The sequence below is a fragment of the Acinetobacter sp. SH20PTE14 genome, from assembly GCF_021391555.1.
Taxonomy (GTDB): domain Bacteria; phylum Pseudomonadota; class Gammaproteobacteria; order Pseudomonadales; family Moraxellaceae; genus Acinetobacter; species Acinetobacter amyesii.
Genome location: NZ_CP090067.1, coordinates 1,293,087 through 1,310,465 on the forward strand (window position 1 = coordinate 1,293,087; position 17,379 = coordinate 1,310,465).

At 40.1% G+C, this 17,379-nt stretch carries 14 protein-coding genes and 1 pseudogene; 11 read left to right on the forward strand and 4 right to left on the reverse strand.

Features of this window, described 5'->3' with window-relative positions; translation table 11 throughout:
* Positions 1-63: 63 nt before the first annotated feature.
* The 4 genes from LXF01_RS06315 to dnaX all read left to right on the forward strand — a co-directional run bounded on the left by LXF01_RS06315 (position 64) and on the right by dnaX (position 4,934).
* Positions 64-1,350: a serine hydrolase domain-containing protein gene (locus LXF01_RS06315; RefSeq protein WP_233945218.1), complete on the forward strand. Its 1,287-nt coding sequence runs from the start codon at positions 64-66 to the stop codon at positions 1,348-1,350.
* Between the two features lie 84 nt (positions 1,351-1,434).
* Positions 1,435-1,884, forward strand: coding sequence for a copper resistance protein NlpE N-terminal domain-containing protein (locus LXF01_RS06320; protein ID WP_233945219.1), 450 nt, complete (start codon positions 1,435-1,437; stop codon positions 1,882-1,884).
* A 37-nt stretch (positions 1,885-1,921) separates the two neighbouring features.
* Positions 1,922-2,653 (forward strand): hypothetical protein, encoded by a 732-nt coding sequence (locus tag LXF01_RS06325; RefSeq protein ID WP_233945220.1) that lies wholly within the window; start codon positions 1,922-1,924, stop codon positions 2,651-2,653.
* Between the two features lie 61 nt (positions 2,654-2,714).
* The gene (gene dnaX, locus LXF01_RS06330; RefSeq protein WP_233945221.1) at positions 2,715-4,934 is read left to right on the forward strand and encodes a DNA polymerase III subunit gamma/tau; all 2,220 of its coding nucleotides are present in this window, start codon (positions 2,715-2,717) and stop codon (positions 4,932-4,934) included.
* Between the two features lie 21 nt (positions 4,935-4,955).
* Here the strand turns inward: dnaX and LXF01_RS06335 are convergent, their stop codons facing one another.
* Together LXF01_RS06335 and LXF01_RS06340 are read right to left on the reverse strand one after the other, a co-directional pair.
* Positions 4,956-5,387, reverse strand: coding sequence for an acyl-CoA thioesterase (locus LXF01_RS06335; protein WP_180035283.1), 432 nt, complete (start codon positions 5,385-5,387; stop codon positions 4,956-4,958).
* Between the two features lie 35 nt (positions 5,388-5,422).
* On the reverse strand, positions 5,423-6,583 hold the full coding sequence (locus LXF01_RS06340; protein WP_233945222.1) for an iron-containing alcohol dehydrogenase: 1,161 nt from the start codon (positions 6,581-6,583) through the stop codon (positions 5,423-5,425).
* Between the two features lie 118 nt (positions 6,584-6,701).
* On the opposite strand from LXF01_RS06340, the gene LXF01_RS06345 reads away from it, so the two are divergent.
* The 4 genes from LXF01_RS06345 to LXF01_RS06360 are packed head-to-tail and all read left to right on the forward strand — an operon-like array spanning position 6,702 to position 10,468.
* Positions 6,702-7,217, forward strand: a complete 516-nt coding sequence (locus tag LXF01_RS06345; protein ID WP_180107486.1) for a low molecular weight protein-tyrosine-phosphatase — start codon at positions 6,702-6,704, stop codon at positions 7,215-7,217.
* A gap of 9 nt (positions 7,218-7,226) precedes the next feature.
* Positions 7,227-8,264 (forward strand): UDP-N-acetylmuramate dehydrogenase, encoded by a 1,038-nt coding sequence (gene murB / locus LXF01_RS06350; protein WP_180130399.1) that lies wholly within the window; start codon positions 7,227-7,229, stop codon positions 8,262-8,264.
* A 21-nt stretch (positions 8,265-8,285) separates the two neighbouring features.
* The gene (locus LXF01_RS06355) at positions 8,286-9,425 is read left to right on the forward strand and encodes a YdcF family protein (RefSeq protein WP_078188595.1); all 1,140 of its coding nucleotides are present in this window, start codon (positions 8,286-8,288) and stop codon (positions 9,423-9,425) included.
* Positions 9,425-10,468, forward strand: coding sequence for an alpha/beta hydrolase (locus tag LXF01_RS06360; protein WP_111884274.1), 1,044 nt, complete (start codon positions 9,425-9,427; stop codon positions 10,466-10,468). The genes LXF01_RS06355 and LXF01_RS06360 overlap by 1 nt, the downstream gene beginning before the upstream one ends.
* Positions 10,469-10,921: 453 nt before the next feature.
* Here the strand turns inward: LXF01_RS06360 and LXF01_RS06365 are convergent, their stop codons facing one another.
* On the reverse strand, positions 10,922-12,592 hold the full coding sequence (locus LXF01_RS06365) for an FMN-binding glutamate synthase family protein (protein ID WP_180035278.1): 1,671 nt from the start codon (positions 12,590-12,592) through the stop codon (positions 10,922-10,924).
* 577 nt (positions 12,593-13,169) lie between these two features.
* Positions 13,170-14,168, reverse strand: coding sequence for a helix-turn-helix transcriptional regulator (locus LXF01_RS06370; protein WP_233945223.1), 999 nt, complete (start codon positions 14,166-14,168; stop codon positions 13,170-13,172).
* Between the two features lie 260 nt (positions 14,169-14,428).
* On the opposite strand from LXF01_RS06370, the pseudogene LXF01_RS06375 reads away from it, so the two are divergent.
* The 3 genes and pseudogenes from LXF01_RS06375 (at position 14,429) to LXF01_RS06385 (ending at position 17,376) form a co-directional block, all read left to right on the forward strand.
* A pseudogene (locus LXF01_RS06375) lies at positions 14,429-15,975 on the forward strand (circularly permuted type 2 ATP-grasp protein).
* 22 nt (positions 15,976-15,997) lie between these two features.
* Positions 15,998-16,600: a hypothetical protein gene (locus LXF01_RS06380; RefSeq protein WP_233945224.1), complete on the forward strand. Its 603-nt coding sequence runs from the start codon at positions 15,998-16,000 to the stop codon at positions 16,598-16,600.
* On the forward strand, positions 16,597-17,376 hold the full coding sequence (locus tag LXF01_RS06385) for a transglutaminase family protein (protein ID WP_233945225.1): 780 nt from the start codon (positions 16,597-16,599) through the stop codon (positions 17,374-17,376). The genes LXF01_RS06380 and LXF01_RS06385 overlap by 4 nt, the downstream gene beginning before the upstream one ends.
* Positions 17,377-17,379: the final 3 nt, after the last annotated feature.

Here is a 17,379-nt window from a genome sequence, read left to right on the forward strand (position 1 = left end):
AATCGATATCGGTTTAGGCTTTTTTGTTTTAATCTCAAGCGATTCATATTCAAAGGAATGATGATGCAGGCGCTCAAAGAATATCTATTTGCACAGAAGAATAATTATCAAGGTACGGTTGACGAGGCGTTTCAAGATTTGGCGGCGCAATTTAGCCGTATGCAGGATGCTCGAACCCACTTAGGCGGAGCCGCCTTAGTGGTGTATTTTAAAGGTCAAAAAGTCGTAGATATTTGGACTGGTAAAAAGTCAGCCGAAGAAGCTTGGCAGGCCAATACACCCTCAGTCTGTTATTCCACGGGTAAAGGCGTACTTGCAACGCTTGCACATATCTTAGTGAGCGAAGGCTTTCTAGATTACGATACTCCCGTTGCCGCATATTGGCCGGAGTTTGCTCAAAATGGTAAGTCGGATATCACATTAAGGCACATGCTGAGTCATCAAAGTGGTTTATACGATATCCGTAATATCATCGAAACAGCATCTGAAATGGCTGATTGGCCACATATGCTTAAAGTCATCGAACAAGCTAAGCCGCGTTTTGAGCCATCAACTGATGCAGCATATCAACCGTTAACCTTCGGTTGGCAAGTCGGTGGTGTACTTGAAAAGGCCACAGGTCGACCGCTTACAGAATTGATGCAACAGTATTTGGTTGAACCTTTAGAGTTGGATCATGCTTTTTTTGGTGTACCAGAGCATCAACTTGGTAAGGTTGCACGCTTGATTCCGAAAAAGAAAAAAGAAGAACGCACTATAGATGCTTCTGTTCAAGAAAATACCCAAGCGCAGACAACGAAAAAAAAGACCGAGACACGAAAACCGTCAATCTTTGATCAGTTCCTGCAAATTTCAGGACAAAATTTGCAAGACTTTCAAGATGGTATGATTCCAAAAGGGATGCGCAAGTTTTCATTTTTTAGTGATGAGGGTTTGCAAGCCATTATTCCTGCGGCAACAGGCGTATTTAGTGCCAATAGTTTAGCGAAAATCTATGCAATGCTAGCCAATCATGGCCAGTGGCAAGGACAGACCTTAATTACACCACAAGTTTATGAATCTTTAAGTAAAATTCAATATAAAAAGCGTGATCGTATTATGCCTTTACCAATGAATTGGCGTTTGGGATATCACCGCATTTTAACTTTAGGCAAATCGAGTCAAGGTTTTGGACATATAGGTTTTAATGGTTCTGGGGCCTGGTGTGATCCGCAGCGTGATTTAAGTTTTGCATATACACATAACTTTGCGACGGGTTCAATCACCGGCGATTATCGCTTATGGGGCTTAACTCAAGAAACGCTACGCTGTGCAGATAAAGTATTAAAAGGGCGTAAAGGCTGGATTTAAGATACTTCGGAATAGAACAGAAATTGGGGAAATGTGAAAAATATGCTATTTTCCCTCGCAGTTTTAGACTGCTGTGATATCCCTATGAAAAAAGTTGTTTTGATTCCCTTAGTAGCAACGTCGGCAATGTTGGGTTGTCAGGATTCAACTCAAACGAAATCAAAGGAGATAGAAGCAATTACTGCTGAAAAACAGCATGCAGCATGGGTCGGTAATTTTAAAGGCATAACACCTTGTATGGGCTGTCTTTCTCGTTGTGAAGATTGTCCCGGTATGGCTGTGGCACTTGAGCTACATGAAGATCAAACTTATACACTCACTCGTGAAAGTTTAAGCGGTCATAACGGCGTTGAAGTGCTAAAAGGTGTAATTCGTTTTAAAGATGAATCAAAGCAGCAGCTAGAACTTATGAATGTGCAAACGCGCAATCTTTTGTATGTAGATTTGGATCAGCAACTGCTAGAAATTCGTGAAGACCAGACGGCGAAACGCTATCAAATGCAGAGTGATTTTATCTTAGCTAAATCAGTGTAGAATTGGTTTAAATGAATAATTATTATTTTAATTTTTTATGAAAATTAGAGATTGGAGCGTTACTGATTTAATAGCTATTGTATCTGCAGTTGCTTTAGTGGTTACAGTTGCATCTCAAGCTTATTTTTATCTTCGTCTCAATGCTTTATGGGTGATGTCAATATTGTCACCATCAGTATATTTTGTTGAAGTAATAAAAGTACTATGCTTAACATCTATATTAATAGTTAGCGTTCCAATATTTGAATTTATTTATAATTATTTAATCCAAAAATTCCTTGGAAAACGGAAAATAATATATAAGGGAAATTCAGAAGAAATAAAAATATTACTTCATAAAAAGCGGAAAAAATATGTAATAGGATTTACAATTTTTTCTATATTTTGCATGTTGTCCATATTTGGTGTTTTGCATGAATTAGGCCTTCCTGTAACAGAAGTTATACTCTTTTGGATATCTTTTATTTTTGGCTTATGTCTAAGTTTATTTACAAATAATAAGTTGGATATAATAACCAGACGCATCACTATTGTTCTGATAGTAATATTTGTAACTGCACTAAATGCAGAATTAAAAATTGCATATCTAAAGTTTTCACCAACTGTATATTTGAAAAACAATACATTTGACAAGAGTAAAAAAATTAGATTATTGGAATCTTATCAAGACAAAGTTGTAACTTTTGAGGATCAAAATTCGAAACTAGTTATTAGAGTTTTAAAAATTGATCAAGTCGATAGAATCGAAGAGTATAAAGAGGCAAATTAAGAGTTTTCATTCACTCTTAGACAAAAAAACAGTATGCTTACACCTGTAAAAAGGAGCATACATGTATCAAGTACTTGCACGAAAATACCGTCCACGAAATTTCATTGAACTCGTGGGACAAAACCATGTGTCACGCGCACTTACCAGTGCCTTAGAACGTGGTCGGTTACATCATGCGTATTTATTTACAGGTACTCGAGGTGTGGGTAAAACCACTATTGCCCGTATTTTGGCAAAATGTCTGAACTGTGAAACGGGTGTAACATCAACGCCGTGTGAAGTCTGCCCAACGTGTAAAGCAGTAAATGAAGGCCGTTTTATTGATTTAATTGAAATCGATGCGGCATCACGGACCAAAGTTGAAGATACTCGAGAACTACTCGATAACGTTCCTTATGCTCCAACCCAAGGTCGCTTCAAAGTTTATCTAATCGATGAAGTGCATATGCTCTCTACACATTCATTTAATGCGTTATTAAAGACTCTCGAAGAACCGCCAGAGCATGTGAAGTTCTTATTTGCTACCACAGACCCACAAAAATTACCGATTACTGTCATTTCGCGTTGCTTGCAATTTACTTTGCGTCCTTTAGCCGTGGATGAAATCACCACGCATCTGACCGATATTTTACAAAAAGAACAAATTCAAGCGGAGCAAGATGCGATTTGGCAAATTGCTGAATCGGCTCAAGGTTCACTGCGTGATGCATTGTCACTAACTGATCAAGCGATTGCCTATGGTCAGGGTTCAATTCAGCACCAAGATGTTAAAGACATGTTGGGCCTAATTGACCGTACGATCATTTATGATTTGATTTTAGCCATTCATCAAAATCATCGTGAACGCGTGAGTGCTTTACTCATGCAATTCCGTCAACAAGCACTGGATGTGTCGCTGGTATTAGATCAGTTGATTTCAACGTTACATGAACTGGCATTATTACAATACTTGCCAGACTTAGCGTTGAAATATAGCGCTGAGATCAATCAAAAAATTATGCAATTGTCGCAGTTGATTTCAGCTCAAGATTTGCAGTTGTATTATCAAGTCGCATGCAAAGGTCGGGCAGACTTGCAGTTGGCAGTCACGCAAGAGCAAGGTTTTGAGATGTGTGTGCTGCGTCTATTAGCATTCCGACCATTACAGCCAAACGAAATGTTGGTCTCTGCCGTACAGCAAGAGTCAGCCGCACAGCCACAGCTTGCTCAAAATCAGGCCGAAACAGTTCAGCCGACTCAAACACAGTCTTTGCAGCAACCCAATACCGTTGTTGAGTCTGCTGCACAGGTTGCCACTGTTGAGCAGCCTGAAGCTGTACCCGCTGTAGACACATCGCCAGCTTTCGATGATTTTGATGATTCACATTATGATGACGATGATGGCTATGTTTCTGCACCTGCAGTCGATGAACCTTCATCTGATGATTTTTTAGATGATCCTGAAGAGGATGTGATTAGCCAAACTTCTACAGCATCTACAGCAAATGGCACTCTAGATACGCAAGAGGTTGCACCGGTTGAGTCTGTATCGACACAGCAAAATGACACGCTTGTTATGGATGCCGTGGCAGAAGATACATTATTTGATTTAGATCCGACGCCGAGTACTGAAACTGAAGAAGTTGATGTGAGCGCTATAAATTTTGAAGATATTGCACCTTTAGAACCAACAGCTTTAGAGTCAACAAGTACAGAAACTGAAACGACTCAGCCAAATTTGACAGATGCAGTTGAGCCACAGCAAGAGGTGAATGAATCAGTTTCGGGTGCTCAAGGCGACAATGGTTTTGATCTAACATCACCACAAGTTACGCAAAGTTCAGTTTCTTCGGATGCTGTTCAAACGGGTTCATCTTCTACTTTGCTGCCACAAGATATTTTGACTTTACAGCCTCAAACCCTTGAAGGTGAGTGGACGGTCGAAAAGTGGGAGTATTGGTTCCGTAATAGTCAACTTTCACCTGCGGTACAAGAGTTGGCTCAGCATGGCATTATGCGAGGTACGATTGACGGTGAATCGACTTTCCATATTCCAAAGCGATACGAAGCTTTAGTGACTCAATTGCAGCATGTATTGGAACAAGCCATTCATGCGCAATGGTCAAAATGTCGTTTCCATATCAACTTTGAAGATGTCGAAGAAACCACACCGTATGCTTTACAACATGTCCGCAAGGAGAAGGCCTTTGCACGTGCAAATGAGTTATTACATGCAGAGCCTGTTGTGAAAGACTTACTCAAAAGCTTTGATGGTGAGTTGCAAAATATCCAGCTCAAATAAGTTTCAAGCTGGATATAAAAATTAAAGTAAAAATTGAGTTAAAGCATCTCGCATATCTTCGGGTATCGAGGTGCTTTTTCGTGTTTGGCGGTCAACAAATACATGCACGAAATGTCCTTGAGCTGCAGCCTCATTTTGTCCTTGTTTAAAAATGGCTAAGTCATAGCGCAGTGAAGAATTACCAATTTTTTCAATCGCAACTCCAACTTCAATGATTTCTGGATAGGACAGTTCTTGTAAAAAGCTGCAGGCTGAATCGACCACTAAACCAATGATCGGGGTATTTCGCAAATCAAAACCGGCATGTTGAATCAATAGCGCATTTGCAGCGGTATCAAAATAGCTGTAATAAGTGACATTATTGACATGGCCATACATATCGTTGTCTGCCCAACGCGTTTGGATTGGAAATAAAAAACGATAGTTTTGGCGGCGTTTAGTTTCAGGTTTCATCGTTGGTATTTTCTTTATTTCAAAATGAGTGAACTTTAGGCATAGATCGATTGGTAAATCTGGCGAGCGTCTTCAAACTGCAGTTCTCGCGGATTATTTTGTAATAGTCGCGTTTGTAATAGCGCATCTTCTGCTAAACGATCGAGCATATTTTCAGGCACATTCAGTTGACTGAGTTTAAGCACCAAACCGCTCTGATCTAAATGATTTTGCATATGATCAATAAATAAATCACATAAACCATCGGTACAGCCCGTACTGTATGGGTCTAGCCAACTCATAAGTTCTGCATAATGCTGCTTGGCCTGAGGTGCATTAAACTTTAACACTTCAGCGAGAACCAGTGCATTGGTATGACCATGCGAGAGATGAAAGTGTCCACCGAGTGGATAGGCGAGTGCATGCACCGCTGCAACTGGTGCATTAGCAAAGGCCTGACCCGCAAGCATTGAACCGACTAGCATGTGCTGACGCGCTTCGAGGTTATGTCCATCTTGTAAAACCAGTGCTAAGTTTTTATTTAATAAACGCAAAGCTTGTTTAGCAAGCATATCCGCATACGGATTTTTTTTAATTTTTGATGTATAGGCTTCAATGGCATGCACCATGGCATCGATACCTGTCGCTGCGGTAATATGTGCGGGAAGATTTAAAGTAAAGTTCGCATCGAGGATACAGACATCGGCATACAGTACAGGGGAGACGATACCAGTTTTGGTGGTTTCACCTGTAGTGACGATAGAGATTGGTGTGACTTCAGAGCCGGTCCCTGCCGTTGTCGGGATCAAAATGAGTGGCAAGCGTGGTCGTTTTGCATTAGCTACACCATATAAATCACTGATCTGTTGTGTTTGCTTAGGATGAGCCAAGATCGCAATAATTTTAGCCACATCCATTGAACTTCCACCACCAAATCCAATAATCAAATCCACTTTTTCATTCTTGGCAAATTGAACTGCATCCAAAACTATATGTTCTGCAGGGTCAGCTTGAATACTGGAATAAATCACATAATCTTGATGGATACTTTCTAAAATATCCAAAATGGGTAAATGTAATTGTTGTTGCAACATACCGGGGTCGGTCACAAGCATGACACGCTTGGCTTTAAAGTCGCCTAGGACCTCTCTCAGTTGGGAAATAGAGCCTAAGCCTGAAATAATATTGCTGACGGTTTGAAACTGAAATTGACTCATTGGCTTATCCCTAATTTTTTATATCCAAATAAACATTATTCTTGAGTGTTGATATAGGATTCATCCTGTAAATAACTTAACATAAGACGCTTGAAATAAAAGTAGTCTTGAGGTTGTTATGTCATCCAGCACGCCATATAAGGTGTTGTGTGTTTGTTTAGGAAATATTTGCCGTTCACCTACGGCTGAAGTGGTTCTCAGACATTTTTGTGATGAAGCGCAACTCAATGTTCACATCGACTCTGCGGGTACGAGCAATTATCATCCGGGCAAAGCGCCTGATCTACGTAGCCAACAGCATGCAAAATTACGTGGCTATAACTTATCTGCATTACGCGCACGTCAGTTAACGGTTCATGATTTTATTGAATTTGATTTGATTTTGGCCATGGACTACGAAAATTTAGACAATATTCAAAACCTCATGCAAAAGGCGCAGCAACAATTCGGTCAACTACGTGCACAAGTGTCTTTGATGAGTCAACATGATCACCAATATCCGCAACAAGAAGTACCAGATCCGTACTATGGTGGTGATGCAGGGTTTGAACATGTATTAGATCAATGCGAATCTAGCAGTCAGGCTTGGGTCAATTATTTAAAAACTCAGTTACAAGCACAGCAAAAAAATTAAGGTTTAAGAATGCAAATTCAAACACAGGTTCAGCTTAAGCCATTTAATACATTAAGCCTCGATGCTGTAGCATCTCATTATGTACGTGTTCAATCGGTAGAAGATATCCAAGCAGCGCTCGACTTTGCCAAAGCTGAGCAATTAAATGTATTGGTACTTTCAGGAGGCAGTAATATGCTGTTGCCTGAGCAAATACATGCTTTAGTGATGCACATGGATATTCAAGGTATTGAATATGTACAAGACGATGCCGCAACTCAAACTTTAAAAGTGGGTGCAGGGCAAGTGTGGCATGACTTTGTACTTTGGACGACGACACACCAGTTTTATGGCTTACAAAATTTGGCACTGATACCTGGTTTAGTCGGTGCTTCACCTGTGCAAAATATTGGAGCTTATGGTGTTGAGGCGGGTGAATTTATTGAATCTGTGCAGGTCTATGACCGAGTAACAGAACAGCAAAGTAGTATTAGCGCTGCCGATTGTCATTTTTCATATCGCCATAGTATTTTTAAAGATGAGCCAGAGCGTTTTATTATTACGCATGTGACTTTTAAACTTTTAAAACATGCCGATTTAAAATTAAATTATGGTGATTTAAAGCAGGCTGTAGGCGAAGACTTAAGTGCAGAAAACCTACAACAACAAGTCATTCATATCCGTCAAACCAAACTTCCAGATCCGAAAGAATTTCCAAATGTCGGAAGTTTCTTTAAAAATCCTGTGATTAGCCAGCAAGCCTTTGACCAAATTGCGCTGCAATTTCCAAATTTACCCCATTATCCACAACCGAATAATGCGGTAAAACTGGCAGCTGGCTGGTTGATTGATCAAGCGGGTTGGAAAGGGAAATCTGTGGGTTCAGTGGGTATGTTCCATAAGCAAGCTTTGGTGTTGGTCAATTATCAGGACGCCACGCTGCAAGATGTACGTACAACTTACAAAGCTGTACAACATGATGTTTTTGAAAAATTTAATATTGAACTACATCCTGAGCCTGTATTATTTGATACAAATGGCTTGATTCGATCTCACGCAGATCAATAAAAACACATAGGTTTTAGATTTATGCATAAAACACATTGGATGGTTCGCTTAGTACAAATTGCCGCAGTGCTATTTGTACTTTTGGGCTGTCTAATGATTTTTATCTATACGCCGTTTTATTCTAAATTGATCGTTAAAAGTTTAAATTATTTCGTTCCTGTAGAAGTCAATCAGCTCGCAGCGCAAAGTCAAAAACTCGGCGCCTTGAGTGATGATGATAACTATGAGCCGGGTTCTGACTTGTGGATAGCGCGTCAAGCGTATTTAAAACTCATGGAGCAAGCCATACAGTCCGATGAACCTCAAGATTTAACCCTTATACAAGCACGTTATAAGGCGTTACAGCAGCTCATTGAAGAAGAACATGAAAAAGAAAAGAATGATAGTCAAAAGGATATACCGAAAGTACCTCTGCTGAATCCTTCTGCGTCCGAGGCGGCTTCTTCTGAAGCATTGGCGGAAAATCCTGCTCAAAAAATGAAAGAGCTGCTTGAGCTCAATAGTGCGGAAAATAAAGGACTGATGACTCAATATACCGAGTTCTTAAAAACCCATGAAATTGAGCAAGCGGCTTCAGAAGCGGAACCGATCGATGATGAAACATATCTTGATCTTGCCAAAATGAAAGATAAAACCCTGAAGCAGCCAACCGCAGAGCCGTATGCGATCGTGGTGTTAGGTGGTGGTTTAACCTTAGATAAAAATGATAAAGATATCGTAGTGAATGACTACACACGACTTCGACTGGAAAAAACACTCGATGTTGAACGAGCCAATAAGTTACCGATTGTACTGAGTGGTGTAGAAGCACCGTATATGCAAGCATGGTTAAAGCAATATGATGTTGATGCGAAATTGCTTGAAGACCGCAGTATGAATACTTGCGAAAACTCACGGTTTAGTTCGTTACTTTTACAGAAAAAAGGCGGCGCACCGACGGTTATTTTAATTACCGATCAATATCATATGCCTCGAACACGTCGTTTATTTGCACTAAATGGTATCGAAACCATTCCTGTTGTGGCACCTATGCCAACGACACTAACCACATGGCGACCAAGTGAAAAAAATTATGACCATAGTCGTCGTGCTAATTATGAATTATTAGCCACCTTACGTGATGTTTGGTTTGGCTCAAGTGACTGTCGGGAGGTCCCATAATGTCAGATATCCCATTTCTTAATCCTTCGATTCTTAAACAATTAGATCTTCCAGTTCCAAGTCGAGAATTAACCCCACAAGTATTAGAACCGCTGAATTTAAATCGACCGTTTGAGCCTAGTGTTGAAATACAGTCATATCGACGACTTTATGGTTTAGATGCCTTGAACTGTGAACATTGGCAAGGATATGTAGAAATGCCTTTGTTCAAATTACACGTACAAGTGTTTCAACCGAAACTGAAGACTGAAACGGATGTCATTAAAGGCACTGTATTTTTATTGCATGGTTATTTAGAGCATAGTGGAATATATCAGCCGATTATTCGTGAACTCTTAGATCAAGGTTTTAGTGTTTTAACCTATGATTTACCGGGGCATGGTCTAAGTAATGGCTCGCCAGCCAGTATTCAAAACTTTGACCATTACCAACAAGTTTTGGAAGCGGTATATCGTTATGTTAAACATGCGGCTCAATTACCGACGCCATGGTTAGGGATTGGACAGAGCACGGGTGGTGCGATTTGGCTGCATCATCTGTTAGATTTTGCTGAACATCGCAAAAACCCATATGTCGAACGGGTTTTATTATTATCTCCGCTGATTCGTCCTGCAAAAACGGCATGGTGGCATAACTCGGTTGGATTAGGCATTATTCGTCGTATTAAACGTGAAGTGCCACGTCATTTTAGACGGAATAATCATAACCCTGAGTTTTTACGTTTTGTCCGCTTAAAAGATCCACTACAACCTCGAATGATGGGGATGGATTGGATTTTGGCCATGTCAAAATGGATGCAGGAGATGGAAGAACGCCCAGCGTGCCGTATTCCAGTGTGGTTAGCGCAAGGCGCACAGGATCAAACTGTAGATTGGCGTTATAACATTGAGTTTATACGTCGTAAATTTCGTTTACAGACGCTTCTCATGCTTGAAGAAGGTTCGCATCAGCTGATTAATGAACGTGCCGATATTCGTGCTGCATTAACAGGTTTGATCCCGGCATTCTTGCATGCTCAATCGAATAGCAAGTCTTATTACTAACTGATGTTACGCACGTAAAAGTAATTACGCATTTTTAAAATGATTTTTTAATTTTATTCGACGGAGTCTTACATCTAGAGATTAAATAAAAGGATTAGCCTTCGGCTGGAGGTACTCTTACGAAACATTGTTTCTCATTAGGCAAAATGAGAAGCAAAGCTTCGCAAGGAAACCATCTTGCGGTGCAATGCACCTCACCGACAAAACTCGTTCACTAGCATCTACTTATTTAAACTATCGCAAAAACTTTTTTGATTAGATGTCGTCCTGCCTCAAACACTTGCGGATGACGTTGCCGCGTATCGTACTTTTATTTGAATCAAATTGCGCTTCTGGTGTTACTGCGTAACATCAGTTACTAATTGACGATTGAGCACAGCTTACCTTAATCAGTGTGATTGATCTAGACGAAAAAAAAGAGGCGTAGTCGCCTCTTTTTTTTGGGTGGAGGAATCAGAACTTTTCTAGATGTGCCATATTCCACATACGGAAATAGAAGTTTTCTTCATCTTTATTTTCACAACTGAGTAACTCCCCATCTTTTAACCAAAAATGTAGCTGTGCATAGTTTTTAATTTCACGGTTGTTAATGCGCTGCGCTAGATGGTGCGCACGGATATCTGATGGATGTTGTAAACCCGCAGAGGCAATAAGTTCAGATAAACCATGCATGGTGTTTTTATGGAAATTAAAAACACGCTCTGCTTTGGTCGGAACATGGATGGCTTTTTGACGGTCTTTGTCCTGCGTTGCAACGCCAACTGGACATTGGTTGGTATGACAGCTTTGAGCTTGAATACACCCGACTGCAAACATAAAGCCACGAGCTGAGTTCACCCAATCTGCACCAATTGCCATGGTACTGGCAATATCAAAAGCACTAATAATTTTACCACTGGCACCGACTTTAATTTTTGAACGTAAGCCTGCACCAATCAGGGTGTTATTGACAAAGAGTAGGCCTTCACGCAGTGGCGTACCCATATTATCGATCAATTCAATTGGCGCTGCGCCAGTCCCACCTTCAGAACCATCTACCACGATAAAATCGGGTGTAATCCCTGTATGTAACATGGCTTTTACGATACTCATAAATTGCCATGGTTGCCCGATACACAGTTTAAAACCCACAGGTTTGCCTTCGGAAAGCTCGCGCAATTGCTGAATAAATTGCATCATTTCAATAGGGGTGCTAAAGGCAGGATGGCTAGATGGAGAGATACAGTCATGTTCACGGCTGACACCACGGATTTGAGCAATCTCTTCGGAAATTTTGTCTTTAGGTAAAATGCCACCATGGCCTGGTTTTGCACCTTGAGATAATTTGATCTCAATCATTTTGACTTGAGGGTGCTTGGCTTGTTCAGCAAAACGTACAGGGTCGAATTGACCATCAATCGTACGGCAGCCAAAGTAACCACTACCGAGTTCCCAAACAATGTCGCCACCATTTTCCAAGTGATAAGGACTAATACTGCCTTCACCGGTGTCATGGTAGAAATTGCCCATTTTTGCGCCTAAGTTTAAGGCACGAATGGCATTGGCACTTAAGCTACCAAAGCTCATCGCAGAGATGTTTAATATCGATGCGCTATACGGTTGCTTACATTGCTCATTGCCGATGTTAATACGGAATGTTTCAGGAATGGCAGGAATGCAAGGTGACAAGGAGTGATTGATAAAGCGGTAATCATTTTGGTAAACATCAACAATTGAACCAAATGGTTTATCTGCATTTTGGTTTTTTGCACGTTGATAGACCAAGCTACGTTGCATACGAGAAAAGGGCAGTGCATCTTGATCAGATTCAATAAAATATTGGCGAATTTCAGGTCGAAATTCTTCAAATAGAAAACGAAAGTGCCCCATGATAGGGTAATTTTTTAAAATCGAATGTTTGTTTTGTATGACGTCATACAAACCCAATAAGCTTAAAAGCCCAGTAATGACCCAGATACTATTCAATAAGGTTTGTGGAATAAAATATTGAATATAACGAGGGGAATAACCTAAATGAAAACTCGAAATGAGTAGGAAGATAAAAATACAAGCAAACCAAATGGAATGCCGAGAAAAAAAAGTATTTAGTAGCTTGTGGCGAATAGTTTGCGCTGGACTGGCCATATTTTGAAAAATCTTATTCAGCTCATTTGCTCATAATTTGCCGAGTTTATGCACAATGCTCAAGCTTTAATTTGTTGATTCAGTGTAGCATTTATAAAAAACAACATTGAAGTTGGATGAATTTTTCATTTAAAGCCAAATCAGATAAGAAAAGCAGGAATGTTCTTTAAGAAAATTTGTGAAAAGCAGCGCGGTTCTTGTTATTTCACAGTACGCAAAATGGAGGTTAAAGTGATTTTACTTTCTAAACACGAGGTGCTGAATATGACTATGAAATCTATTCGTTATAATAATGCCGACCTAGCCTGCCTATGTCAGTAATTGATTATAGCCATGAGAAATTAGCGCTATGGCATAAGGTATTCAGCAGATACTTATGCTGTAGTTCCTTTGACCTAAACGACTAAAATTACAAAAATATTCTAAGAAATTATCCAGTCCCAGCGTTGGGACTTTTTTATGTGTTGATAATTTAAGTGAAAATCTAAGCAAAAAATTAAGTGCTAAATATTTATTATGAAATAAAAGTTGCTACCTCAAATTTAATATTTCAGGTAGCAGAAAGTCTGAGATCGGTTTAGTCATTGCGTTGTTGTACAACCATAGCGACTTCTTCAGGTTCAATTTTCTGAATCTTTTTACCAAAACTACGCAGCCACCATGTTAACTGAGAGGTAAAAGGTACTGTTGCACTAACTTCCACCCAGCCATCTTTGGTTTTTTGAATCACTTGATCTTTACTTAGCTGACTTTCTTCAAAATAAATTGCCTCTGCTTCAGACATGGTTAATTTGAGCTGAATCATTTCTGTAGGTTTATTAAAGTCTACACGGAAGCCAAGCGCTCCAGAGTCAATATAGGCATCAATATCAAAATCGACAGGGTGTAATGCACGTGAATTTAAGACCGTAGCAGATTTAAAACGATGTAAAGCAAAGGTTTGGATGTCTGTTTTGTCATGACGTGTGCAAACCAAATAGATAATTGCACCTTTTTGGACCAAAGCCAGTGGATTTAAAATATAGGTCTTTTCTTCACTTTGTTGTCCACGACCTTGATAAAGACATTCGAGTTGTTTGTCTTGTAGTAAGCCTTCATAAATAGATTGCTGTGCTGCTTTTTCAACCACAGGAGGAATCAATGGCTGAGTAGCTGGCACGATTCGCACGCGGTTAATCCACTGACGGACATTATTTTGTGACGACAAACTTCGACGTGCGAGATCAAACCAAGGATTCATTTCTTCAATTAAGCTCGGTGGAAGCAAATGTTTTAAGTGCTCCTCAACCATCATAAAGGTGACCGCTTGTGAGCTAGTCATATGAGGCAAGCTTTGAATTGGTGCATCGGAACGCCAACGCCAGCCTTGAGGGGTTGTTTTACTGCTCTCAATTGGGAAACGTAGAGAAATTTGATTTAAGTCACGCTGAATGGTGCGTAGGCTGATATCAATGCCTTCACGGTTCAGTATTTCTTGTAATTCACGAGTACCCATCCACTTACCTGTGGACAGTCGTGAAAGAATTTGCCACTGACGATAGAGGCTGTTCGACGTTTCTTTTTCTTGTGAAGACATAATCTAGTGCTTGAACTTGGACTTAAATGAATAAAATGATGCTGTGGGACACAATAAGAAATCTTCCTGCGTTAAGCAAGTCTTCATCTGAAAAAACTAAGATGATTTTAATAACGCAATTTGACACAACTTGAGCAGTTAGATGCTGTACCACTTTGCAAAAATGATGCATAAATAATCAAAGAGAAGCAGCATATGTATTGATGGCATATATATTGCTTTATCTAGTTCATAAAACATGAGAAAAATATGGAGTTGCTATGCTGAAAGAAAATCGTAATACAACTTCAAATGGAATTGAGGGTTATGAGGCAAAGTTGGTCAATACTTCTGTCTCTACATTAAAAAATTTACCTCTTGCTCGAGGACATGCGCTGTTTAATCAATTCAATTCGGATTTTTTAATGAAATGCGCGACAGTAAAACTGTAGCTAAAGAATCATGCCAACGGATAGAGCAGTGGTTATCACAGCATACACTTGATGAATTAAAACAACTAAATCAGGTAGCAAAACAACATTTTCTCTATGAGGGTATTACCTTTACAGTGTATGGCGAAGATGAGGGCATTGAACGCACTATTCCTTATGATCTTATTCCCCGTGTGATTGCACGAAAGGAATGGAATAATTTATCACTGGGCTGCGCACAGCGCGTGAAAGCTCTCAATCTGTTTTTACATGATGTTTATCATCAACAAGATATTTTAAAAGAAGGAATTATTCCTGAACTGCAAGTTTTAACGCATGAAGCCTATTTGCCACAAATGTATATGCATGGGCTAAAAGGTAAAATTTATAGCCAAATCAGTGGTATTGATATCATTCGAGATCAATCAGGCGATTTTTACGTCCTTGAGGATAATCTTAGAACACCATCGGGGGTGTCGTATATGTTGGAAAGTCGTAAGATCAGTCAAAAACTGATGCCTGAACTTTGCCAGCAAAGCAACATCATGGGGATTGAGCAGTATCCGCAGCTTTTACGTGAAATTCTTGCAGAAAATGCCTATGTCGATAACCCGTTTATCGTGGTTTTAACCCCAGGGCGTTTTAACAGTGCGTATTATGAACATGCCTTTTTGGCAAGAGAGATGGATGTACCCTTAGTGACATCGCGTGACCTTTATGTAGAAAACGATAAGGTTTATGTGAAAACCATCAAAGGTCGACAACAGGTTGATGTAATTTATCGTCGTGTGGATGATGCTTTCCTCGATCCCTTATGTTTCAAACCTGACAGTACTTTGGGCGTAGCAGGGCTCATGTCAGCGTATATGCAACATAATGTGGTTATTGCAAATGCACCGGGAACAGGCGTAGCAGATGATAAATCGATTTATCCTTATGTGGATAAAATGATTCATTTCTATTTAGGTGAACAAGCGATCCTGAAAAATGTGCCGACCTATCAATGTCGTGAGCAGAACGACTTGGACTATGTGCTGTCGAATATCGAAAAATTGGTGGTGAAAGAAGCACAGGGTTCAGGTGGATACGGCATGCTGATCGGTCCGCAAGCCTCTTTACAAGAATTAAATAGCTTTAAAGATAAAGTGGCCGCAGCACCACATTTATATATTGCACAGCCGACTTTAAATTTATCTGTTAGCCCAACCCTAAGTGAGGCCGGTGTTTCTGAACGCCATATTGATCTGCGTCCATTTGTACTGAGTTCTCCATATCGAACTGAAATTGTACCGGGTGGCTTAACTCGTGTCGCGATGCAAGCAGGTTCACTGGTAGTGAATTCTTCGCAAGGCGGTGGGATTAAAGATACATGGGTTGTAGACGATTTACGCTCATAGCACTCCAGTGAAGGAGCAAAACATGATTTTATTAAACAGTAATGCAGAACATATATTTTGGCTGGGACGTTATTTAGCACGTACTCAATATTTATGCAGTATTTTTCCATTTCAAGATGTCGATACGGCATTGAACTATGCACATGCTTTTTGTTTGCCAGCATTTGATACCGACCCAATGAATGAATTGGTTTTAAATGCGGAGCAGCCGGCGTCATTTTCCAGCCAATTTCAATATGCACAAAGTAATATTCAGGATTTAAGGGGTGTACTTTCAGCAAAAAGTTATGCAGAACTCAGCCGTTTAATTCGTAATGCGAGTGATAACCCGGGTTATATCTGTGACGTGGTAACGGATTGCCAAGATGTTTTAGAGTCCGAATCTGAAGATGTGTTTTTATTTTTTAGTTTAGGACAAGCCATAGAGCAGCTTGATCGCCAGTTACGTCTGCAGCAGGACATTCAACACACCCTAGCGAAGATTGAACATATCGTAATCGCTTTGGTTCAGTTTGGCTGGGAAAGCGTGCAAGAGGCATGGTTGGTACTTAAACAGCAGCCGAATAGCCAAAATTTCTACCATTTCAGTGATCATATCCAAAATATGTTTGAGGTGGCTGTATGAGGCTCATGATCAACCATCAGACCCATTATGTTTACACTGATGTGGTTAGCAGAAGCATTCAATATATCAAAATGACCCCATCCACCAATGCGCATCAACAAGTGCAAAATTGGGATGTGAGTGTGCCGGGGCAGCGTGATATGCAATTGGATACTTTTGGTAATGTGTGGTTGACCACAACGCAGCGCGAACCGTATCTGCAAATGACCATTATGGCGCAGGGCATCGTAGAGATGAATTTGAGCTCAACAGATTCAAATGCAGATGATTTAAACCCAAAATTGTTTTTACAGCCAACGCAGAGTACGCAGTGCGATATTCACATGAAAAGTTTTGCCGACTGTTATGTCCCTCGTATCAATCGTGCCAATCTGATTCGTTTGGCTGAAGCGATCTTGGCGCATATTCCCTATGTTTCTAATCAGACATCTGTACGTACTTCTGCAATAGATGCTTTTCATTATAAGCAAGGGGTATGTCAGGATCATAGTCATGTCATGATCGCAATGTGTCGCTATTTGGGTATTCCTGCACGATATATTTCTGGGTATTTATTTGTACCGAATAGTAGCCACCTTTCCAGTCACGCTTGGGTAGAAGTCTATATCGAAAATAAATGGTATTGTTTTGATGTCAGTAATCAGTTATTTACACCACAATCACATATTTATGTCGCGATTGGGCGGGATTACTGGGATGTAGCTCCTGTTCGAGGGGTTCGTGATAAAGGTGGTACTGAGTCAATGAGCTCAATTGTACAAGTGTTGAGTTGTTAATCA